Here is a 20,653-nt window from a genome sequence, read left to right as displayed (position 1 = left end):
AATGTTTGAATGTTAATAACTAAATTATGTTAAAGATGTTTATTACTTGTATTTTGAACTCAGTTAAGCTTAATAAGCGATTTTATAAACCTTGACCGAGTTGTGTTCTGAAACAAAATTGAATGGAAGAAGAATTTGAATTTGGTTTTACCGAAGATCCAAAATTTTCGGTAGAGCGGTACGAAGAAATGATTCGTAATCATGATCAGTACTTTTTTGATGCCCAGGCGTTTGAGAACATTATCGACTACTATATCGAAAAGAACGATCCGCCAAAAGCTTTGCAGGTAGCAGAGTATGCCCTTAACCAGCACCCCTTTGCAGCAATTTTCCTGATAAAACAAGCCCAACTTTTGGTAGTTACCAACAAGGTTGATGAGGCATTTGCCGCGCTTGAAAAAGCCGCTATGCTGGAAGCATCAGACCCTGATATTTACTTAATAAGAGGTAATATTTACGAAAGCCAGGAGCGCTACGGCGAGGCCCTTGAAAACTACGAAAAAGCATTGGAGCTTGCCGAAGAAACGGATGAAGTGTTACTGCATATTGCCTACGTGTATCAAAACATGGGCGATTATGAAACAGCTATCACCTATCTGAAACTTTGCCTGAAACAAAACATGGAAAACCAGGACGCTTTATACGAACTGGCTTTTTGCTATGATGTTTTGGATAATCAGCAGGAAAGTGTGTTGTTTTATCAGCAATATATCGATAATGAACCCTACAGCTATGCCGCCTGGTATAATCTGGGTAATGCATTTACTAAGCTTAGCCTGTTTGAAAAAGCGATTGATGCTTATGACTATGCTATATTGATTAAAGACAACTTTGCATCAGCCTATTTTAACAAAGGTAATGCATTGGTGAACCTGGAAAAATATGCAGAAGCGATAGATGTTTACCGCCATACTTTTGAGTATGAGCAGCCTAATGCCGATACCTATTGTGCCATTGGCGAATGCTATGAAAAGCTTGAGCAAATGGACGATGCGCGTGCTTTTTATAAAAAATCGGTAAAAATGGAGCCTAAACTGGCTGATGCCTGGTTTGGGATAGGCGTTACGCTTGATTTTGAAGAGCGTTACTTTGAAGCGCTTCATTTCTACAAAAAAGCCCTTGATCTGGATATTGCCAATGCCGACTATTGGTTTGCCATTGCTGATGCTGAATATAAGCTGGGCCACATGGACGAAGCCGAACATGCTTATGAGAAAGTAGTAGAGCTAAATCCTATTGATGTAGATGCCTGGTTGGATTATTCCTCTATTTTATATGAGCAGCAACGCTTACAGGATGCCATTGAGGTAATAGCACAAGCCATAAAAAACAACCCCGAAGCAGCCGAATTGTACTACCGAATGGTAGCTTATTTGTTTGCCAAAGGCGAGTATAACGAAGCTTTAAATAACCTGGAGATGGCCCTTTCGGCCGATCCTGAAAAACATTATATCCTTTTTGATTACCTCCCCCAATTGCAAAAAAACAAGGTTATTGTAGATATTATTAACCGGTACACTAAATAGTGAATGATTCATGGAGTTGATTGGGTGATTGGTTACCCGATCAACTTATTCATCCTGATATGAATTAAGCTACTAAAAAAATCACTAAAATTTAACATAATTTTAGTGATTTTTTTATAACCTTTGCGCCGTTAGAACTTTTAGTTATAGTCTATAACCTGTTAAAAATATAATGAACTATCATATCAATAATCTTCCGGAGCGCGTTGCTAAACCCCGAAACAGCGGCATTACCATGGTTATGGACAAAGGTCTTAGCTTAAGGCAGGTGGAAGATTTTCTGGAAGTTGGCGGCACTTATACCGATGTGGTAAAGTTAGGATGGGCCACCTCATACGTAACCCCCAACCTGGATAAAAAGCTGGCGCTTTACCGCGAAGCAGGTATCCCGGTTTATTTTGGCGGCACCTTGTTTGAAGCATTTATAGTACGAAACCAGTTTGACGACTACTGCCGAATACTGGACAAATACAAAATGGAACATTGCGAAGTATCAGATGGCTCCATTGAAATTGAACACGATATTAAATGCGAATACATCCGTAAACTGAGCAAGCAGGTAACAGTAATATCAGAAGTAGGTTCAAAGGATGTGCAAAAAATATTTGCGCCCTACAAGTGGATCAAGCTCATGAATGCTGAAATTGAAGCCGGTTCATGGAAAGTAATAGCCGAAGCACGTGAAAGCGGCAACGTAGGCATCTACCGCGATTCGGGAGAAGTTCGGCAGGGCTTGGTGGATGAAATTTTAACTCAGATACCCGAAGAAACCATTATTTGGGAGGCTCCGCAAAAAGCACAGCAGGTTTGGTTTATTAAACTAATTGGCGCCAATGTAAGTCTGGGCAATATAGCCCCTGCTGACGTGATCCCACTGGAAACCTTGCGCTTAGGTATCCGCAGTGATACATTCGATCATTTTTTGTAGAAACAATTGTTATCAGCTATATCAATAATTAGCCTCGCAGAATTTTGTGGGGCTTTTTTATTATATTGACTCATCAAAAAAATGGGAATATCAAACGTAAAAGACAGCAACGGAAACCCCTTAAATGATGGTGACTCGGTATCACTGATAAAGAGTTTAAAAGTAAAGGGCGGTAATGTTACGCTGAAGCAAGGCACTACCATAAAAAAAATTCGCCTGACTGATAATGATGAAGAGGTAGATTGCAAGATTGATGGCATGAGTATAGTGCTTAAAACCTGCTTTTTGAAAAAGAAATAGGCTAATAAAAAATCTTTTGCAAACAACATTAGCTTAAATAAGTTTAATACTCTTAAAACAAATAATTAGCTTTATTTAATTTAGGGCTTTGAAAATTATTGCTATGAAAAAAATAAATACAAAAAGATTTTTCTTTGGGTTGATTTTGATGACGGGTATTATTTGCAGCTTGTATGATGCAAATGCCCAGACAGCAACTCCTGCCAAACCGGTTACTGCGAAGCCTGCTGTTGCAAAAGCGCCCGCTGTTAAAAGCGCTACTGCAATAATTGACACCTTTTTTAAGAAATATAAAGATGATGGAACCAGCCCGGCTATCGATTATCTTTTTGCAACCAATAAATTATTTACCGATTCAGTGCAAATCGGTGTTTTAAAAGGCAAGCTAGATGCTCTGCGCCAATCAGTAGGGACTTACACAGGTAAAGAACTTATCGCTCAAAAGATAGCGGCACCAAGCCTGGTATTTTACAGTTATTTGGTAAAGCATGAAAAATCGCCCATAAGGTTCACTTTTATGTTTTATAAGCCTAAAAACGAATGGGTGCTATACCGCTTTAAATACGATGATCAGATGGATACCGAGCTGGAGGATGCAGGGAAGATTAATAATAAGCATTAGTCACCAAACAATATTGTTCTATAATGAAAATGGTGTTACTGGAAGGAATAAATCCTCATGTAACACCATTTCTATTTTAATGGTATAGTATTGGTTCTTACCAGTTACACTACATCTTCCATTCCGTAATGTTTAAGTACATCAGGAGGAACACCGGTCCATTTGCCAGGGGAGTTACCCATGTACCCTAAATCATCAATACCTATACGGGTGGTGAAAAAGCCGGTAGCGGTTAAATTACGCATGCGGTTAAAGAAAACCACGCCGGTATGCATTTCGGGTTTTGCCTTTTTAGGGTAAGCTATGTCGGTAACTATTTCAATTTGCTGAGCATTGCTGGCATCAACAAAGGCTTTACCATAGCGGTTAAGGCATTGCAGATCTAACCAGCGCAGGCCTCCGCGCATGGGGGTTTGGTGCTCTGGCATATCCTTCACAATAAACTCAATAAACTCAGGCACTTTTGCATCTGATGCACTACCAGAGTGCGCATCTTTTGGGATAATAATATCACCCAAAACCGTTATAGTAGCCATTTCATGCTCGGTGAAAAACTTTTCGGCATTTAGCTTTTTATTATGTTCAATTTCACCGGGCAACCTGCCTTCATCGCTTGGGTTTATCTTTTCGTCATTAGTATCCTCAGCCTGCTTTTTGGTGCCTGGCTTGCATGCATCCAGCAATAATGCGGTTGATAATGTGCCTAAGCCAATGGCTTTAAGGGAATCGCGTCTGTTCATTTTATATTGATCAAATAGCGGTTAAACATTCAGTTTTTTTCTTTGGCTGAGGATGTACTCAGCGGTACGCATTGACAGGGCCAGTATTGTCCAGGTGGCATTTTTATCACCCTGTTGTACAAACGGAGCAGCATCAACCACAAAAAGGTTATTACAATCATGCGCCTGGCAGTATTTGTTTAAGGCAGATTTTTTAGGATCATCGCCCATACGCACTGTGCCTACCTCATGAATGATTCGGCCTGGAGCTTCCAATCCATAATTGGTTTCCTTGCCATGTGGCGGCCCATAAATGGCGCCCATTTCGTGCATCACATGCTGAAAGGTATCCTGCATATGTTTGGCTTGTTTTATCTCGTAATCGCTCCATTTGTAGTTAAAACGCAATACCGGGATGCCGTATTTATCAACCACATTAGGGTCAATCTCACAATAGTTATCTTCACGGGCTATAGCCATACCACGGCCTGCCATACCAAAACCGGTACCGTAAAAACGACGGTAATCATTCTTTAAATCGGCACCAAAACCACCTGCTTCTTTCATCTTGCCATCTTTGCCGGGTACCACACCATTCATGTTTTGCATATCCCAGCCAAAGCCATAGCCCGGCATACCCATGCCTCCACCAAACTCAATATGGTATCCGCGCGGAAAATCAAGTTTCTTGTTGTCATATACCCATGGGCCGTAAATGTGCACACTACCTACACCATCTTCGTTGTAGCGTTTACGATCCATCAGTTGAGGCAGGAACCCGCCTGCACTTGATCCGGTTGAATCATGCAAATATTTACCAACCACACCACTGCTGTTGGCCAGCCCGTTTGGATGAGCGTTTGATTTTGAATTGAGCAACAACCTTGCTGATTCACCAGCGCTGGCACCCAGTATAACTATTTTAGCTTTTACCTGGTACTCCTGCATGTCATCCTTGCTGACGTAGGATACGCCGGTAGCTTGTCCGCTGGCGTCAGTAAGTACTTCGCGGACCATGGCATTGGCTATTACCCTCAGGTTGCCGGTTTTAATAGCCGGAATAACCAGGCATGATGACGATGAAAAATCACCATAAACTTTGCAGCTGCGCCCGCATTGACCGCAATAGAAGCAGGCACCACGGTCTTTATTATCAGGCAATGCCTCCGTTAATACTGATCCACGACCGGTAATAACCTTAACACCTGCTTTGGCTGCACCCTTTTTAATGTAAAGCTCATTTAAACGGGGCTTGGGCGGAGGTAAAAAGATACCATCCGGTTCGTTCGGAAGGTTCTCAATTGTGCCATAAACACCTATCATGCGGTCAACCTTGTCATAAAAAGGTTTTACATCATCATAGCTTATTGGCCAGTCATCTGTTAAGCCATCAATATGATGCCCTTTAAAATCATCAGGACCCATACGCAAAGAGATACGGCCCCAGTGATTGGTACGGCCACCCAGCATACGGGCACGGAACCAGTAAAACTCTGTTTTATCTGTTGTAGTATACGGTTCGCCATCAAGTGCCCAGCCACCGTAGGCACCATCAAAATCGCCAAAGTTACGGAACGAAGTACTTGCGCCCCTTCGTGGTGATTCCCATGGCCATTTAAGTTGTAATGAATCTTTAGCCGGATCAAAAAACGGACCCGCTTCCAGCATTAATACTTTTAAACCGGCATGGGCCAGCACATACCCCGCCATACCACCACCGGCACCCGAACCCACTATTATGGCATCATAGATTTGTGCTGATTTTTTAATTTGAATATCGTTCATTTCTTTGAAGAGAAGTATTTAATCCGGAGTATGTTACAATTGTTTAATTTTAATATCGCGGAAAGAAACTATGGCACCATGGTCTTGCAAGGCAATATGCCCTTTGGGGTAAGTAGCAAAGCTTTTCCATGTTTTAAATTTGCTATTATTTATCATTTCCTGCCATTCAGGGCTGCCTATTTGGGTGTCAATAACCTGTTTGCCATTAAGCCAAAAAGTAAGGTGTCCGTTTAATTTGCGTATAACAACTTTGTTCCACTCACCAGCCGGCTTGGCGGGGTAAGCAGGTGCTTTCATATCATAAAGGGAGCCGGCTAGGTGGTTAGCCTTTTTATTGTCTTCAGCATTTTTATCATCCAGTACCTGCATTTCAATACCGGTTAAATAAGTTGCACTAAAAGCAGGGTCTTCGTGTACACCTAAAATAATACCGCTGTTGCCACCTTCAGCAATTTTCCATTTAAGCGAAAGCTCATAATTTTCATACTCATCATTAGTTATAAGGTCACCCTGATCGGCGGCTTTGGGATCGAGTTGTAAAGCGCCATCAACAACGCTCCATGCACCTGGTCCGGTTTTTAAGTAACTATGCCAGCCCTTGGTGGTTTTACCATCAAACAGGGTTACTGATTTTTGGGCCTTTACACCATAGCTTAAAGCAGTAAATGCCAATACGCTAAGCAATACTTTTTTCATTTGAATAAATTTAATTTTTGTAGCAAGATGCAATTTACAATTGTAAGGAAAATTTAAAATTAACGTTTATTTATGGTTGATAAAAAGCTGGATAAGTATAATAATGTTGTTACAATAGTATTGGTTTTTAGCCAATGAGTTGTTGTGCTTTAATTGCTTTTGTAAATGCCTGTAAATGAGTGTGAATTGAATGTTGTAAATGGAGTTTCTTGCGAAAATTAGAGGTAAACTGGAGATAGTTATCCTGAATAAAAGACAATATCCATCACATCTCCTTAAAAAAAGAAATTATAATGTTAAAAGAAGGAAGAGGTAAGCCTTAGATAAATTATACCCGATGATATTCTCTTAATTTTTCATCGGCAATCCACAGGTGGCGGCTTTTTAAACATTTGGCACAAAAATATCGGCGTATAGGTAAAAAAAACAAAAGGTTTCGTCCAAACCAATTCCTGCTTTTTTCAAAATGATACGGCGCTGAGCATTTATGGCATCTAAGTATTTTTTTGGACATATTTATAACTTACAAGACTTACAGCAAAAATGCATGAGCTATTGATTAACAAAAAACAATATAATTAAGATTCTGCAAATCTTAAGATTTAATGGTTGATTTTTTAAACGAATTAATAAAAAAAGAGCAAATTTCACACTAAATTAACCTCGTTTTAAGTTGTTTAATTTTTGTTTTAAAATTAATTTAAGCTTATAATAGGTGTATACTAAATATAATTTATAGTTATATTTGATATTCAAACTCACCTATTTTTACGAGCCAATTATGAAAAAAGTTTCCAATATTCTTACCCGTAAGGGAAGTAGTGTAATTGCTATTGATGGCAGTACTACCGTATTAGATGCCCTTAAATTAATGGCCGATAAAAACATTGGCTCAGTGGTTATTACTGAAGATGGCGTTTATGCAGGTCTGCTTACTGAGCGTGATTATGCCCGTAAGGTAATATTGCATGGCAAATCATCGCTCGAAACACAAGTAAGAGAAATTATGAGCACAGGTTTTCCGCGGATATTGCCTGATAATTCTATCGAAACCTGTATGCACATTATGAGCGAGAGTAATCTCCGTTACCTGCCTGTTTTTAAAGAGGACCGTTTGTGTGGTATCATATCCATTAGTGATGTGGTTACAGAAACTATTCTTTCGCACGAAGAAACTATTGAGCAGTTAAAGTCCTATATCCAGTCCTGAAAATAATTCAGGTTTAATTTGACCTGGATAGCTTACATATTTTACATACCTGCAACAATGCACATTTAGTAATTATACTAAAAGCAGTATCTTTGTATTGAGGTGAAAATTGGATAAAGTAAAAGTTCTTGAAAAATATCTTCCGGCAGATGCGGCACCACTTATTGGCCGCTGGATCGATTACTTTAAATGCGAGTTTAAAATTTCGCGTAACCGGAACAGTAAATTTGGTGATTACAGGCCACCGCATTTAGAAAAAGGGCATCGTATTTCAGTTAATTTTGATCTTAACCCTTATGCTTTTTTGGTAACCACTGTGCATGAGTTTGCTCACCTGCATACCTGGAACCAACATAAACATAAAGCAAAACCACATGGAACCGAGTGGAAAGACAATTTCAAAAAAATGATGCAACCCTTTTTTGAGAAAGATATTTTCCCCATGGATGTAAAGCGGGCCATAGTAAGTTATTTGAATAATCCGGCAGCTTCCAGTTGTTCGGATCTTGATCTGTACCGTGCATTGCGCAAATATGATGCGCCAAAAGAATCAGTGCATACGGTTGAAAAATTACCGCCAAAGGCACTGTTTAAATTAAAAGATGGGCGGGTATTCCGTAAGGATGAAAAACTGCGCAAGCGGTATAAATGTATTGAGGTAAGCTCTAAACGCGTTTACCTGTTTAGCCCCGTTGCTGAGGTTGAACACCTGGAAGAAAAAAATTAATCATCAAATCCTTTACGAATGGATAAAAATGAACTGATCGGCAAAACAGCAGATTTTGTACGCAATACCTTAAAAGATGCCGAAGGCGGGCACGATTGGTGGCACATTTACCGGGTATGGAACAATGCCAATCTTATAGCAAAAACCGAACAGGCCGATATGCTGGTTGTTGAGCTTGCTGCACTGCTGCATGATATTGCGGATAGTAAATTTCATGGTGGTGATGAAGAAATAGGCCCTCAAACGGCCAGCACTTTTTTGAAAAGTATTAATGTTGATGATATAACCATTCATCATGTGCAGCAAATAATAAGATATCTCTCGTTCAAATCATCATTTGATGAAGTTATTTTTACTTCAAAGGAGCTTCAAATTGTTCAGGATGCTGACAGGCTTGATGCCATTGGCGCAATTGGGATAGCCCGCGCATTTAGTTATGGCGGTTTTAAGGGTCGTGAGTTTTATGACCCTGCAATAAAGCCCAATTTAAGCATGACCAAGGCCGAATATAAAAACACAACGGCACCAACCATTAATCATTTTTACGAAAAGTTGTTACAGCTGAAAGACAAAATGAATACCACTACCGGCAAGAAGTTGGCTAAACAAAGGCATTCCTTTATGGAAAGTTACCTGGAGCAGTTTTATGCCGAATGGGAAGCTTCTGTTTCTGTATAAATATCAGCTTGAAATGCCTTTACTTTGCATAACATATGGAAACCATTACCGGGCAGAAGCTTATTGATAAAAATATTAACCCAACTGCTATGCGCATTTTGGTGCTTAATCTGCTTTTAAAGCAGGCATCGGCCATCAGTTTAAGTGACATAGAAAAAGCCCTGCTGCCTGCAGACAGGATCACTATTTACCGGACTATAAAAACTTTTGAAGAAAAGGGCCTGGTACATTTAATTGATGATGGAACAGGTTCGCCTAAATATGCCTTATGCCTGGATGAGTGTGATGCAGATGAGCATCATGATATGCATGTGCACTTTTATTGTATCAATTGTAAAGAAACCTTCTGCCTGCCCGATTCTAAAATTCCTGATATTGCCCTTCCTCAAAAATTTAATTCGTTAGAAATGAACCTGCTTGTAAAAGGGGTTTGTGATCAATGTGCTGAATAATGCAATTCCATTGCATAGCTTTCCCTTATACCTTTGCGCCACATTAATACTATTGCCTGTAACAATTGTAATTAATTGCTGTTATGGGATTTAATGGTTTTATAATAATAAATTTAGGCTAGTCTAAAAAATATATTAGATTTGCATAAATAATTAACAATGGTGGAGTTTATATTAATTAAACATCTGCTTTACATAGATGCGCTAATTTTGCCCAAATTTTTGATATGAAAAAACTAATACTTACTAGCATTATATTATTAAATGTTTTAACCGTAGTGATGGCACAGGATACGGTGAAGCAAGAACGATATAGTTTTCATTTTCAACAAACTGTGATAACACAGTATAAACCGCCATTTACTGCCGCGTATAGCGGGCAAAATAGTTTATCGCCCTTAACAGAAACACAAACTTCAATTACTTCGACCTTTTTTGGAGCGATGCGCTTATGGAAAGGGGCCGAAGTGTTTTTTAATCCCGAGTTATCAGGTGGCTCAGGGCTAAGCAAAACCACCGGAATCGCTGGTTTCCCTAATGGCGAAACATTTAGAGTAAACAGTGTTGCTCCAGCGGTTTACATAGCCCGTTTATACTTAAAACAAACCTTTGAGTGGGGTACCGATAGGGACACTATTGATGCTGACGGCAATGTTTTAGGTGGAACAAGGAGCAAAAGATATTTTTCAATTGCGGCGGGCAAGTATGGTATGGCCGATTTTTTTGATGGCAATAATTTTAGTCATGACCCCCGGTCACAATTTATGAACTGGGCCCTGATGGATAACGGCGCCTGGGACTATCCTGCAAATACACGTGGTTATGTATTGGGTTTATATACCGAATTGGGCCAGCCTACCTGGACATTGCGTTTTTCATTTACCATGAATGTTACCCAAGCGAATTCATCAATCTGGGACGCTAAAATAGCTAAGGCTAACACCCAAACGGTTGAATATGAAAAACGTTATACTATTGATGGTCAGAAAGGCACGCTACGTATTTTAGGCTTTTTGAATAATGGTAAGTTTGGTAATTACGACCAAGCCATTGCCCAAAACCCTAAAGCACCCAATGTAGATTCAACACAGGCTTACGGACGCCATAAATACGGGTTTGGCATTAATACCGATCAATACCTTACCAAGGATTTTGGCGTGTTTGCCAAAGCCAGCTGGAATGACGGCCATACCCAAACCTGGTTCTTTACCGAAATTGACCGCTCCATTACTTTTGGTGGCGAATTAAAAGGCTCACAATGGAATCGTCCTGACGACGAAGTAGCCCTGGCTTTTATAGGCGATGGCTTATCGGGGCCTCATCGCAATTATCTGGCTGATGGGGGATATGGGTTTATCATTGGGGATGGCAAGCTAAACTATGCACCAGAAATGATTGCAGAAATTTATTATAAGATAAATGCCTACCAAAAAAAGCTTTTCCTTACACCAGATTACCAGTTTATTGTAAATCCGGCTTATAATAAAGACCGCGGTCCGGTAAATGTATTTTCATTAAGGGCGCACGTAGAGTTTTAAAAAAATACTGGCAAAATAAATTTTAATTGGGAAAAGCTATTTTTAGCAAAAATGCGTTAATCGGTTTATGAAGAAAACAATTGTGCTCTCAAGCATCTTAATACTATTTAATACAGCTCTGGTTCTTGCTCAAACTACCGTAAAACATGCTCAAATTAGCTTTAAAATAAAAAATATGGGCATTGGTACCGGCGGTACCATAGGTGGTCTGCAAGCCAGTGTGAAATTTAATCCTGCTGATCTTACTGCAAGTACATTAGATGCTTCTGTTGAAGTAAATACTATTAATACAGATAATTCCATGCGTGATGAGCATTTACGCGGGGAAGATTTTTTTGATCTGGCACATTATCCCAAAATAACGATCAAATCAGTATCGTTTAAACATAAAAGCGGCAATAATTATAGCGGCATATTTGATCTCACCATAAAAGGCAAAACCAAGCAGGTTGAGGTTCCTTTTACGTATACAGATAAAGGAAACACTATAATACTTAACGGAACCTTTAAGCTCAACCGCCTTGATTTTGGCGTAGGCGGAAGCAGCCTGGTGATGGGCAATGAAGTTAGCGTTACTGTTGATGCAGAGATGGAAAGATAGGGATTAGAGCCTAGTTAATCAGAAATCAGGTTTTCTGAATATTGAAAGATCTTCCATGTAAATAATCCGCCCCTCGATGAAGTTCCGTGGCTGGGTCCGGCATGATAGAAAATTGGATAATTTCCTATCAACAATAAAGACACACCGATGAAACGCCGTTTTAAGCCGATTAAAATCGTATTATGCTAATAATTAACATATTAATAGGGTTTGCCGACTCAAACGGCACATTAGTCTATACTTGATTGCTGATGGTCTAGTTCGTTTTTTTAGCGTAAAAAGTTGCTGTTACTTTGATGTGTCAAAAGGAAATAACAACAACAATATAAAAACATTAAAAAATTAGAAATCATGAAAACATCAATCAAATTAACCTTTTTATTAGTATTAGCAAGTGCAAGTGTTTTTGCAGCAAATCTACCAAAAACAGTTGTTCCGCCATCAAAAGCAACCATCACTCTTTCTTCATTACCATCATTAAAAGGTCTTGAAGTTAAGGTTGATGGTAACACGGCCAGCAAAGCAGTAGTAATTGTTTATGATGCAGATAAAAACGTAGTATATAAAGACGTAATGCCTGCTTTAAAGTCAATGGAAAAGGGCTACATACTTACTCATTTGCAGGATGGCCAATACAGCCTTGAAGTAATTGCTAAAAATCAAAACATAAAAAAAGATATTTTGGTATATCATGAAGGTTATTCAAAAACATTCATGGTAATGGAGTAACCGGCACTAAAGTATAACATCCTTAAATTTACATAATGCATCGCTTCCAGATTACCGGAGGCGATTTTTTTTGTGGAACTATTTATCTGATGCACAGGTTGGCAAAATCTGATCTTCCAAAAACTAACTTATACTTAACAATTAAATAACTGATCTCTGGTATTCGATCTCTAATCTCTAATCGTAACTTTACAAGTATGAAATTCAGGATACTTGTATTAATTAATGCTGCAGCCGTTGCAGTAACCCTTTCGGCAGTTAATTATTATTTTCAGCATAGCTGGTATTACATGCTGATAACGTTTGCTGTTACCATTTGTACCAGCTTTATTGTTTTCTATTACCTGATAGAAAAATATGTTTATTCGAAAATTAAGATCATTTACAAGCTGATTCATAACCTGAAGCTTGGGCGCGATTTGCGCGATGCCTTGGGTGAACACGTAAGCGCTGATCCTATAAATGATGTAGAAGCCGAAGTAAAAGAATGGGCACGCGAAAAAAAGAGCGAAATTGATGAACTCCGTAAGCAGGAAAAATTCCGGCGCGATTTTTTATCCAATATCTCCCACGAATTTAAGACCCCATTGTTTGCTATACAAGGTTATATTGAAGCTTTGCAGGATGATGATTTTGAGGATAGGGAAATGGCGCGCCAGTTTTTAGCCAAAGCAGCTAAGAACGTTGATCGCTTAAGTTACCTGATTAAGGACCTCGATGAAATTTCAAAACTGGAGTCGGGCGAGATACCGATTAACCTTACACGTTTCAAAATAAATGACCTCATTAAGGAGGTTTTTGAGTCGATGGAGCTAAAGGCCCGCCAGCATAACATTAAATTAATATTCAAACAAAAATACGATGAGCCAATTTTGGTAAATGCCGATCGTGAAAAGATCCGACAGGTACTGGTAAACCTTATTGATAACTCATTTAAATACGGAAATGAAGAAGGAAATACTGCTGTGAGTTTGTTTGAATTGCACGATCAGGTGTTGGTTGAAGTAACAGATGATGGTATTGGAATTGAAGAAAAATACCTCCCACGGCTATTTGAACGCTTTTTCAGGACTGATACCAGCCGTTCACGACAAATTGGTGGCTCGGGTTTAGGCCTGGCTATTGTTAAGCATATTATTGAGGCGCATGAACAAACTATTAATGTGCGGAGCACCGAAGGATTAGGGTCAACTTTTGGGTTTACTTTACAGAAATCTCGCCAAACTTTACATTTGCCTAACATTCCAGTCTTAAAGAATTAACATTAACTTAACATTGCAAGATTACCTTTGCCCAAATACACAAAAAAATGTCATTAAACAGCATCTTTCAATACTTTGTTCCTAAAGATAAAAAGGTATTTTTTCCACTATTTGAGCAGGCAGCCAGCAATGCAGTAGCAATGGCCACTATATTGGTTGAAACGGTAAATTCAGATAATCCTGCAACCCGCGAAGAGCTGTTTAAACAGATTGATAAATTAGAAAATAAAGGTGATGAAATAACCCACCAGGTATATCTTGAATTGGGTAAAAACTTTATCACTCCTTTCGACCGCGAAGATATCCACGCGCTTGCGTCAGCTATTGATGATGTTGCCGATTATATTCAGGGTGCTGCTAACAGGATGAGCCTTTATCGTATTGATGATTTTAATGAGCACATCCGTAAGCTGTCAGAACTTACGTTGCAGGGAGCTATTGAACTTGAAAAAGCGGTAAAGGAATTAAAAGATCTTAAAAACGTACGCAGTATTGCTGATTCTTGCATCAGGATAAATAGCGTTGAAAATCAGGCCGACTATGTTTTTGACCGCGCAGTGGCTGATTTGTTCCTTTATGAAACAGATGCTATCCGTCTTATTAAATACAAAGAAATACTATCAGTTTTAGAAACCGCTACAGATATGTGTGAGGATGCTGCAAATGTTATGGAATCAATATTAGTTAAAAACGCATAAGCGATACATGATCACACCTGTACTTATTGTTATTGTTTGCCTTGCACTGATATTTGATTATACCAATGGCTTTCATGACGCTGCAAACTCAATTGCCACTATTGTATCAACAAAGGTATTAACACCTTTCCAGGCGGTAATGTGGGCCGCAGCTTTTAATTTTTTAGTTTACTTTTTTGTAAAAGACCATAAGGTTGCCAATACTATTTCAAAAATTGTACAAGAGCACTTTGTGACCATGAATGTAATACTGGCAGGCCTAATTGCAGCCATAACATGGAATTTAATTACCTGGTGGTTCGGTATACCTTCAAGCTCATCACATACCCTAATAGGTGGTTTTGCGGGTGCTGGTATTACAAATGCCATATACATGGGGTCAAACGCCTTGAGTGCGGTTAACATGCATTACATTCTTACCATTTTGGCCTATATTGTGTTAGCACCGTTTATTGGTTTGGTTGTAGCCTATATGGTAACCATACTTATATTACACATTTGTAAAAATGCAAGGCCATCAACTGCTGAACGTTGGTTTAAAAGACTGCAACTGGTATCATCAGCAGCGCTAAGCTTTGCACATGGCGGTAATGATGCCCAAAAGGTAATGGGTATATTATATGTGGCCTTATTTACCTCGCACATTATAAAAGCGGGCGATGCTATGCCCAACTGGATTCCGCTGGCTTGTTATTCTGCTATTGCATTAGGCACCATGTCTGGTGGTTGGAGAATTATCAAAACCATGGGCTCACGAATTACTAAAATAACCCCGCTTGAGGGCGTGAGTGCAGAAACTGCTGCAGCATTAACTTTATTTTTCACACAACAATTCGGTATCCCGGTATCAACAACACATACTACCACAGGGGCAATTGTTGGTGTAGGTTTAACCAAGCGTTTATCAGCAGTACGCTGGGGATTAACAATAAACATTATTTGGGCCTGGATTATTACTATACCTATATCAGCATTAATTGCCGCAGGCATATTTGCTATATTAAGAGTTGTGCTTTAATTTTAAGTGCTGATAAATTTCTTTATTTTGGCTGATGAATATTTAGTGTATTATTTGAAATAAAATAAGCACAAAATCTACGTTCATTTACTGTCCGTATGTAAAAAAATCATGGCATAAACCAATAGCTACACATATGAAAACAACATTATTGCTGATCCCCTCACTGGTAATTTTTATTACACTTTCCAGCTATACGCCGGCTAATGAATATCATATTAAAAGAACAGCTATATCAGTTGTTCAACCAGGTATTCCTTCGCAATTTGAGATTGCGGATGCCCTAAAACAAGCCTTAGCACAGGGCACTGCTAAAAGTTCAGATCAGTTATCGGCCGTTGATGGTTTTTTTAAAAATGGAGCCATTAAAATATTGTTCCCGCCACAAGCGGTGAAGGCTGAAAAAACGCTACGCGGATTAGGCATGGGTAAAATGTGTGATGATGCTATTCTTTCCATGAACCGTGCAGCTGAGGATGCTGCCAAACAAGCCAAGCCAATATTTATTGGTGCCATTGAGCATATGTCTCTTCAGGACGCCATGAACATTTTGCTGGGAAGCCAGGATGCCGCAACCCAATATTTTAAACGTACTACTACCGATCAGCTATTCGCCGCTTTTAAACCAATTGTGCAAACCAGCCTAAATAAAGTTGGTGCCACAAAATATTATGGTGATGTTGCAAAAGAGTACAATAAAGTTCCGTTTGTAAGTAAAATAAATCCGGACATCAGCGCTTACGTTACCCAAAAAGCTATTGACGGGCTATTTTATGAAATTGCGATAGAAGAACTCAATATTCGCAAAAATATTGGTGCACGCCCATCCCCGGTAATGCAAAAGGTATTTGCCTTTGCCGATAGCAAGATGAATTAATTGCCAAATTTAACGTTAACAGTCACCGTTTCGGGTTTTCCATCAGAGCCGCCTGACCATTGCGGCCCATTATTAATCAGATCGACCGCTTTTTGATCGGTTGGGGTGCTTAAGCTTTTTACTACTTTAACGTTAGTGATAACGCCGTTACCGTTAATGGTTACAGCAAGTTTTACCGCGCCTGTTTTACCATCAGGCGAAATAGCACTCTCTTTCAGGTATTTTTTTAAGCTGTTCCACCCATTTCGCGGACGGGCAGCTATAAAAATATCGTCATCCGCTGTTTTGCGCTGTGAAGAATAGCCGGTAACAACTACCTCACTTAGTGCACTGGTATTAGGCTGTAATGCTATTGTTTTTAGAGAGTCGCGGTTATTGGTATTTATATGTTGTGATTGATATCCCACAAAATCAATAACCAGTTGATTGGTTTTAGTGCTATCAACTGCTATTTTAAACCGGCCATTAGCATCTGTTTGAGCAGTTTTATTTGTTCCTGCTATTCTGATAGAAGCACCCGGCAAAGGTGCGCCATCTTCTTTGGCAATTACCTGGCCCCTTATATAAGCTTTAGACAAGTAATTGCTATCGTACAAATCATTGCCCGTAGGTGCACGATATCCCGCTGCTTCCGTATTTACTCCGGCCACTTTTCCTTCTAGTAATTTATCAATAGGACTCTGCTGTTTTTTAATGCCAAGTGCGGTTGTGGTATCCATTACTACTTTGGCATTCGCAATTTCTTTGTCTTTTTGTTTAGGGGCTGCGGTATATTGCATCACCACCATCTCATTTAAAGGAGTAGAATCTGTAGTTGCGGAATCTTTTTTGGAGACAATATTATCAGCTAAAACAGGTGCAGCATTGGCACTAGCGACTGCTTTTAAACGGTTATAATGTACAATAGCTTTAGGCTTGGCTATATTTAAGCTGGCCAGTGGCGTTTGTTGAGTAATTATGGTATTTACAGAATCCGTAGTTGTTTTTGTTACTACAGGAGCAACTGTTGCTGCCAGTTGTGGTTTATCAGTATGGTGGCTATTATTTAATAACCACCAGCCACCAATAGAAAGTATTACTAATACAGACGCGGCAATACCAATCGCTCTAAAAGGAATGATCCTTGCTTTTTTAGGTGCCACACGTTGATTAATGCGGGCAGCCAGTTCGTTTAATTGACTTTGTTGATTGCCTGTAGCTTTTTCGTAGCCTTCAATAGCATCCATTAAAAACGGATCGTCCTGTGCACGTTTTTCTAGTTGGTGCATAGCAGGGCCATCAAGTTCTCCGTTAAGATACTTCCTGATTATCGATATGTCTGTATCAATTTTACTCACTGCTTTTATCCAGGCAAATTTTTAGGTTACGCTTTCCGTTTTGAATATAGCTTTTTACTTCATTCAAACTAAAGCCGGTTAGTTCAACTATTTCTTTGTAGCACTTTTCATTTAAATAAAATAAGCTTACACTTTGTTTTTGGGTTGCCGGTAATTTATCCAGACATTTTTCCAAAGCAGCCATTGCTTCTTCTCTGTTCGTATCATCATGATGCAAAAAAGGTGTAAATTCCATAACTTCATCCAGATTAACTGTCTCCATCTTTTTATCCGAACGTAATTGCATCAAACAATAATTGCGACTTACTACATACAGCCAGCTTCTAAATTGCTTAATATCATGTTTTTTGGCTTTGGTTACCAGTTCTTCAAATATTCCCATTACTGCATCTTTTGCCTGTTCTTCATCTTTCAAGTATTTTAAACAAACACCATAAACCAGCGGTAAAAAGTTTTGATACAACTTTCCTAATATAGCCAGGTCGCCACTTTTTTGGTAGTTACTGAGCAGAATATCATCAGCTGCATCATCGGATTTAATTGGTTTATAAAAAAAGCTCATTCCTGGGGTGGTAAAAATAATTTTTTTAAATGGTTTATGGAAATATGCTTTCTGCTGCATCATTATTAAAAACCAAAAGATTATGAAAAAAATTGCATTACTCCTTTTGCTATTTGCCGGTCTAACAGGGTTTAAGCCAGGCAACACCCGCCACATTTTTGGAACCGTTTATGACAGTAACGATAAACTGCCTATGCCTGGTGTTTCGGTAAAAATTGCAGGTGCTTCTACAGCAACTTCCACAGATGCCGCGGGGCATTATTCAATTAATACATCTGCAGAAAAAGCAAGTTTAATTTTTACTTTCGTTGGTTATGAAAGTAAAACGGTAGCAGTAGGTAAAGCTGATTCTATAAATGTTTACCTGGAACCATCCTCCCAATCTCTTAACGAAGTTATGGTAATTGGCTATAGCTCTGTAAGAAAGCAAAATATTACTGGTAGTGTAGCTACTGTTTCACCAACGACGGTTCAGACATTACAAGGTAAGGTTGCAGGGATATCGATCCGGGGCAATAAAGCGGTGGCTGCTTCTCCAAAATATATCGCTGCCACACCGGTTAACGCTACTGACGAAAGTTATAAACCCATTAATGAAAATGGCTTTAACGATGTTAAAAGCAATCCGCTGTCTACCTTTTCTGTTGATGTGGATGCAGCTTCCTACAGTAATGTACGGCGTTTTATAAATGGCGGTCAACTGCCTCCTGCTGATGCAGTGCGTATAGAGGAAATGATTAATTACTTTAAGTATGATTTACCAGGGCCAACCGGTAAACAACCTGTAGCTATTCATACTGAATTATCATCAGCACCATGGAATGCGAAACATCGGTTGTTACGCATCGCATTAAAAGCGAAAACTATTGATATGGATAAATTGCCTCCGTCAAACCTGGTGTTTTTAATTGATGTATCAGGCTCCATGGATGAAGCCAATAAGCTGCCGCTGGTGAAAGCATCTATGAAAATGCTGGTTGAGCAGTTAAGGCCTAAAGATAAAGTAGCTATAGTAACCTATGCCGGGCAGGCTGGTGTTGCACTTGCCTCAACCGCCGGTAATGAAAAAACAATTATTGATAATGCCATTGATCAGCTTAATGCTAATGGATCAACCGCCGGTGGCGAAGGTATAAAAATGGCTTATCGCATTGCCAAAGAAAATTTTATGGAGAAAGGGAACAATCGGATCATCATGGCTACCGATGGCGACTTCAACGTTGGCCCAAATAGTGATGAAGACATGGAGCAACTTATTATAAAAGAGCGGGAAAGTAAGGTTGCCATATCCATAGTGGGCTATGGAATGGGTAATTTGAAAGATAGTAAAATGGAAACGCTTGCTGATAAAGGCAATGGTAATTACGCTTATATTGATAATATTACAGAGGCCCGCAAGGCATTTGTTACAGAGTTTGCAGGCACTTTATATACTGTGGCCAAAGATGTAAAGCTGCAAATTGAATTTAACCCGGCAAAGGTGCAGGCTTACCGCTTGCTGGGTTATGAAGACAGAATGCTGAATAAAGAAGATTTTAATAATGACAGAAAAGATGCAGGTGACATAGGATCGGGCCATACAGTAACGGCTTTGTATGAAATTGTACCGGCTGGGATAAAAGATGATTATATAGTTTGTGTTGATCCGCTTAAATATCAAAAAAATGATGCTCCGGTTTCAGAAAACGGATCTGATGAAATGATGACCATCAAGTTTCGCTATAAATTAAACGATTCAGCATCAAGTAAAATGAGCCTGATTACTGTAAAGGATCAACCTGTAGCATTTAATGCGGCCTCCGCTGACTTTAGATTTGCTGTAGCAGTTGCTGAGTTTGGTATGTTGTTACGTAATTCAGAATTTAAACAGCAGTCAAATTTCCAACAGGCAATAAGCATAGCCAAAGCTGCTAAAGGTACAGATCCGGATGGCTACCGGTCAGAATTTGTGCGACTTGCAGAGAGCGCTGCACTTTTAGCCAATAGTTCAATAGCGTCTGAATAAATTAAACGGCAAGGGGGGGGGATAAATTCTGCTCCCTCGCCGTTTTTTAATTGTCTTTTTTATGTAATAAAAATTCTTTTTGTTTTCCATTTTCCCTGCTTGTGTCATTTTTTCTACAGCTGGGAGTTGTGGTTAAAAGTATAAAGAAATCTTTTTTTAACCAATATGAACTTTGTTTCCTAATAGAACAAAATCACCTTGTTTGGCTGCAAATAAATCCAATGGCATGCCGATTGCTCCCGTTGGCTAAATAAGCGGTAGCTGCTGTAGTATTGAAAGGGCTTTAAAATATTATTATCTTTACTTTGTTAAATAACAGCACGTTATTGTTTTAAAGTACTTAAATATTATTGCTAAAAGTTGAATATTAGTGGGTATTTATT

At 39.1% G+C, this 20,653-nt stretch carries 21 protein-coding genes; 16 read left to right on the top strand and 5 right to left on the bottom strand.

What is annotated here, in order from left to right:
- Nucleotides 1-122: 122 nt before the first annotated feature.
- The 4 genes from JN11_RS13385 to JN11_RS13370 all read left to right on the top strand — a co-directional run bounded on the left by JN11_RS13385 (nucleotide 123) and on the right by JN11_RS13370 (nucleotide 3,376).
- Nucleotides 123-1,526: a tetratricopeptide repeat protein gene (locus tag JN11_RS13385; RefSeq protein ID WP_144913302.1), complete on the top strand. Its 1,404-nt coding sequence runs from the start codon at nucleotides 123-125 to the stop codon at nucleotides 1,524-1,526.
- Between the two features lie 172 nt (nucleotides 1,527-1,698).
- Nucleotides 1,699-2,454 carry a phosphosulfolactate synthase gene (locus tag JN11_RS13380; RefSeq protein WP_144913300.1) on the top strand — a complete coding sequence of 252 codons (756 nt, stop codon included), beginning with the start codon at nucleotides 1,699-1,701 and terminating at the stop codon, nucleotides 2,452-2,454.
- 81 nt (nucleotides 2,455-2,535) lie between these two features.
- Nucleotides 2,536-2,754 carry an alkylphosphonate utilization protein gene (locus JN11_RS13375; protein ID WP_144913298.1) on the top strand — a complete coding sequence of 73 codons (219 nt, stop codon included), beginning with the start codon at nucleotides 2,536-2,538 and terminating at the stop codon, nucleotides 2,752-2,754.
- Between the two features lie 103 nt (nucleotides 2,755-2,857).
- Nucleotides 2,858-3,376, top strand: a complete 519-nt coding sequence (locus JN11_RS13370; protein WP_144913297.1) for a hypothetical protein — start codon at nucleotides 2,858-2,860, stop codon at nucleotides 3,374-3,376.
- Between the two features lie 104 nt (nucleotides 3,377-3,480).
- On the opposite strand, the gene JN11_RS13365 is transcribed toward JN11_RS13370, so the two are convergent.
- The 3 genes from JN11_RS13365 to JN11_RS13355 are packed head-to-tail and all read right to left on the bottom strand — an operon-like array spanning nucleotide 3,481 to nucleotide 6,576.
- Nucleotides 3,481-4,116 carry a gluconate 2-dehydrogenase subunit 3 family protein gene (locus JN11_RS13365; protein ID WP_144913295.1) on the bottom strand — a complete coding sequence of 212 codons (636 nt, stop codon included), beginning with the start codon at nucleotides 4,114-4,116 and terminating at the stop codon, nucleotides 3,481-3,483.
- 21 nt (nucleotides 4,117-4,137) lie between these two features.
- Entirely contained in the window at nucleotides 4,138-5,880 is a 1,743-nt protein-coding gene (locus tag JN11_RS13360; RefSeq protein WP_144913293.1) for a GMC family oxidoreductase, read from the bottom strand.
- Nucleotides 5,881-5,913: 33 nt separating this feature from the next.
- A complete protein-coding gene (locus JN11_RS13355; protein ID WP_144913291.1) occupies nucleotides 5,914-6,576 on the bottom strand; it encodes a 3-keto-disaccharide hydrolase in 663 nt (220 codons plus the stop codon).
- Nucleotides 6,577-7,357: 781 nt separating this feature from the next.
- Between JN11_RS13355 and JN11_RS13350 the strand changes: the two genes are divergently transcribed.
- From JN11_RS13350 to JN11_RS13300, 11 genes are all read left to right on the top strand, one after another.
- Nucleotides 7,358-7,786 (top strand): CBS domain-containing protein, encoded by a 429-nt coding sequence (locus tag JN11_RS13350; RefSeq protein WP_144913289.1) that lies wholly within the window; start codon nucleotides 7,358-7,360, stop codon nucleotides 7,784-7,786.
- A 109-nt stretch (nucleotides 7,787-7,895) separates the two neighbouring features.
- Entirely contained in the window at nucleotides 7,896-8,513 is a 618-nt protein-coding gene (locus tag JN11_RS13345) for a SprT-like domain-containing protein (RefSeq protein WP_144913287.1), read from the top strand.
- An 18-nt stretch (nucleotides 8,514-8,531) separates the two neighbouring features.
- Nucleotides 8,532-9,191 carry an HD domain-containing protein gene (locus tag JN11_RS13340; RefSeq protein WP_144913286.1) on the top strand — a complete coding sequence of 220 codons (660 nt, stop codon included), beginning with the start codon at nucleotides 8,532-8,534 and terminating at the stop codon, nucleotides 9,189-9,191.
- Between the two features lie 35 nt (nucleotides 9,192-9,226).
- A complete protein-coding gene (locus JN11_RS13335) occupies nucleotides 9,227-9,643 on the top strand; it encodes a Fur family transcriptional regulator (protein ID WP_144913284.1) in 417 nt (138 codons plus the stop codon).
- Nucleotides 9,644-9,870: 227 nt separating this feature from the next.
- The gene (locus tag JN11_RS13330) at nucleotides 9,871-11,181 is read left to right on the top strand and encodes a carbohydrate porin (protein ID WP_144913282.1); all 1,311 of its coding nucleotides are present in this window, start codon (nucleotides 9,871-9,873) and stop codon (nucleotides 11,179-11,181) included.
- A 67-nt stretch (nucleotides 11,182-11,248) separates the two neighbouring features.
- Nucleotides 11,249-11,782, top strand: a complete 534-nt coding sequence (locus JN11_RS13325; protein ID WP_144913281.1) for a YceI family protein — start codon at nucleotides 11,249-11,251, stop codon at nucleotides 11,780-11,782.
- Between the two features lie 351 nt (nucleotides 11,783-12,133).
- Complete coding sequence (locus JN11_RS13320) at nucleotides 12,134-12,511, top strand: hypothetical protein (protein WP_144913279.1); 378 nt, start codon at nucleotides 12,134-12,136, stop codon at nucleotides 12,509-12,511.
- A gap of 197 nt (nucleotides 12,512-12,708) precedes the next feature.
- Complete coding sequence (locus JN11_RS13315; protein ID WP_144913278.1) at nucleotides 12,709-13,773, top strand: sensor histidine kinase; 1,065 nt, start codon at nucleotides 12,709-12,711, stop codon at nucleotides 13,771-13,773.
- 47 nt (nucleotides 13,774-13,820) lie between these two features.
- Nucleotides 13,821-14,471, top strand: a complete 651-nt coding sequence (locus tag JN11_RS13310) for a DUF47 domain-containing protein (RefSeq protein ID WP_144913276.1) — start codon at nucleotides 13,821-13,823, stop codon at nucleotides 14,469-14,471.
- A 7-nt stretch (nucleotides 14,472-14,478) separates the two neighbouring features.
- Entirely contained in the window at nucleotides 14,479-15,489 is a 1,011-nt protein-coding gene (locus JN11_RS13305; RefSeq protein ID WP_144913274.1) for an inorganic phosphate transporter, read from the top strand.
- 136 nt (nucleotides 15,490-15,625) lie between these two features.
- Nucleotides 15,626-16,366 carry a DUF4197 domain-containing protein gene (locus JN11_RS13300; RefSeq protein WP_144913273.1) on the top strand — a complete coding sequence of 247 codons (741 nt, stop codon included), beginning with the start codon at nucleotides 15,626-15,628 and terminating at the stop codon, nucleotides 16,364-16,366.
- On the opposite strand, the gene JN11_RS13295 is transcribed toward JN11_RS13300, so the two are convergent.
- Nucleotides 16,363-17,703, bottom strand: a complete 1,341-nt coding sequence (locus JN11_RS13295; RefSeq protein ID WP_144913271.1) for a carboxypeptidase-like regulatory domain-containing protein — start codon at nucleotides 17,701-17,703, stop codon at nucleotides 16,363-16,365. The genes JN11_RS13300 and JN11_RS13295 overlap by 4 nt on opposite strands.
- Complete coding sequence (locus tag JN11_RS13290) at nucleotides 17,696-18,328, bottom strand: RNA polymerase sigma factor (RefSeq protein ID WP_317131273.1); 633 nt, start codon at nucleotides 18,326-18,328, stop codon at nucleotides 17,696-17,698. Before JN11_RS13290 ends, JN11_RS13295 begins: the two co-directional genes overlap by 8 nt.
- A 19-nt stretch (nucleotides 18,329-18,347) precedes the next feature.
- On the opposite strand from JN11_RS13290, the gene JN11_RS13285 reads away from it, so the two are divergent.
- Nucleotides 18,348-20,270 carry a YfbK domain-containing protein gene (locus JN11_RS13285; RefSeq protein ID WP_144913269.1) on the top strand — a complete coding sequence of 641 codons (1,923 nt, stop codon included), beginning with the start codon at nucleotides 18,348-18,350 and terminating at the stop codon, nucleotides 20,268-20,270.
- Nucleotides 20,271-20,653: the final 383 nt, after the last annotated feature.

This window comes from Mucilaginibacter frigoritolerans (genome assembly GCF_007830615.1).
GTDB classification, from domain to species: domain Bacteria; phylum Bacteroidota; class Bacteroidia; order Sphingobacteriales; family Sphingobacteriaceae; genus Mucilaginibacter; species Mucilaginibacter frigoritolerans.
The sequence above is the reverse complement of the archived record's forward strand: the minus strand, read 5'-3'. Positions and strand labels throughout refer to the sequence as shown.

Bases quoted from the DNA above. Each gene is read 5' to 3' on its own strand.
- JN11_RS13385 (WP_144913302.1), top strand. From the start codon at position 123: ATGGAAGAAGAATTTGAATTTGGTTTTACCGAAGATCCAAAATTTTCG.
- JN11_RS13380 (WP_144913300.1), top strand. From the start codon at position 1,699: ATGAACTATCATATCAATAATCTTCCGGAGCGCGTTGCTAAACCCCGA.
- JN11_RS13375 (WP_144913298.1), top strand. From the start codon at position 2,536: ATGGGAATATCAAACGTAAAAGACAGCAACGGAAACCCCTTAAATGAT.
- JN11_RS13370 (WP_144913297.1), top strand. From the start codon at position 2,858: ATGAAAAAAATAAATACAAAAAGATTTTTCTTTGGGTTGATTTTGATG.
- JN11_RS13365 (WP_144913295.1), bottom strand. From the start codon at position 4,116: ATGAACAGACGCGATTCCCTTAAAGCCATTGGCTTAGGCACATTATCA.
- JN11_RS13360 (WP_144913293.1), bottom strand. From the start codon at position 5,880: ATGAACGATATTCAAATTAAAAAATCAGCACAAATCTATGATGCCATA.
- JN11_RS13355 (WP_144913291.1), bottom strand. From the start codon at position 6,576: ATGAAAAAAGTATTGCTTAGCGTATTGGCATTTACTGCTTTAAGCTAT.
- JN11_RS13350 (WP_144913289.1), top strand. From the start codon at position 7,358: ATGAAAAAAGTTTCCAATATTCTTACCCGTAAGGGAAGTAGTGTAATT.
- JN11_RS13340 (WP_144913286.1), top strand. From the start codon at position 8,532: ATGGATAAAAATGAACTGATCGGCAAAACAGCAGATTTTGTACGCAAT.
- JN11_RS13335 (WP_144913284.1), top strand. From the start codon at position 9,227: ATGGAAACCATTACCGGGCAGAAGCTTATTGATAAAAATATTAACCCA.
- JN11_RS13330 (WP_144913282.1), top strand. From the start codon at position 9,871: ATGAAAAAACTAATACTTACTAGCATTATATTATTAAATGTTTTAACC.
- JN11_RS13325 (WP_144913281.1), top strand. From the start codon at position 11,249: ATGAAGAAAACAATTGTGCTCTCAAGCATCTTAATACTATTTAATACA.
- JN11_RS13320 (WP_144913279.1), top strand. From the start codon at position 12,134: ATGAAAACATCAATCAAATTAACCTTTTTATTAGTATTAGCAAGTGCA.
- JN11_RS13315 (WP_144913278.1), top strand. From the start codon at position 12,709: ATGAAATTCAGGATACTTGTATTAATTAATGCTGCAGCCGTTGCAGTA.
- JN11_RS13310 (WP_144913276.1), top strand. From the start codon at position 13,821: ATGTCATTAAACAGCATCTTTCAATACTTTGTTCCTAAAGATAAAAAG.
- JN11_RS13305 (WP_144913274.1), top strand. From the start codon at position 14,479: ATGATCACACCTGTACTTATTGTTATTGTTTGCCTTGCACTGATATTT.
- JN11_RS13300 (WP_144913273.1), top strand. From the start codon at position 15,626: ATGAAAACAACATTATTGCTGATCCCCTCACTGGTAATTTTTATTACA.
- JN11_RS13290 (WP_317131273.1), bottom strand. From the start codon at position 18,328: ATGATGCAGCAGAAAGCATATTTCCATAAACCATTTAAAAAAATTATT.
- JN11_RS13285 (WP_144913269.1), top strand. From the start codon at position 18,348: ATGAAAAAAATTGCATTACTCCTTTTGCTATTTGCCGGTCTAACAGGG.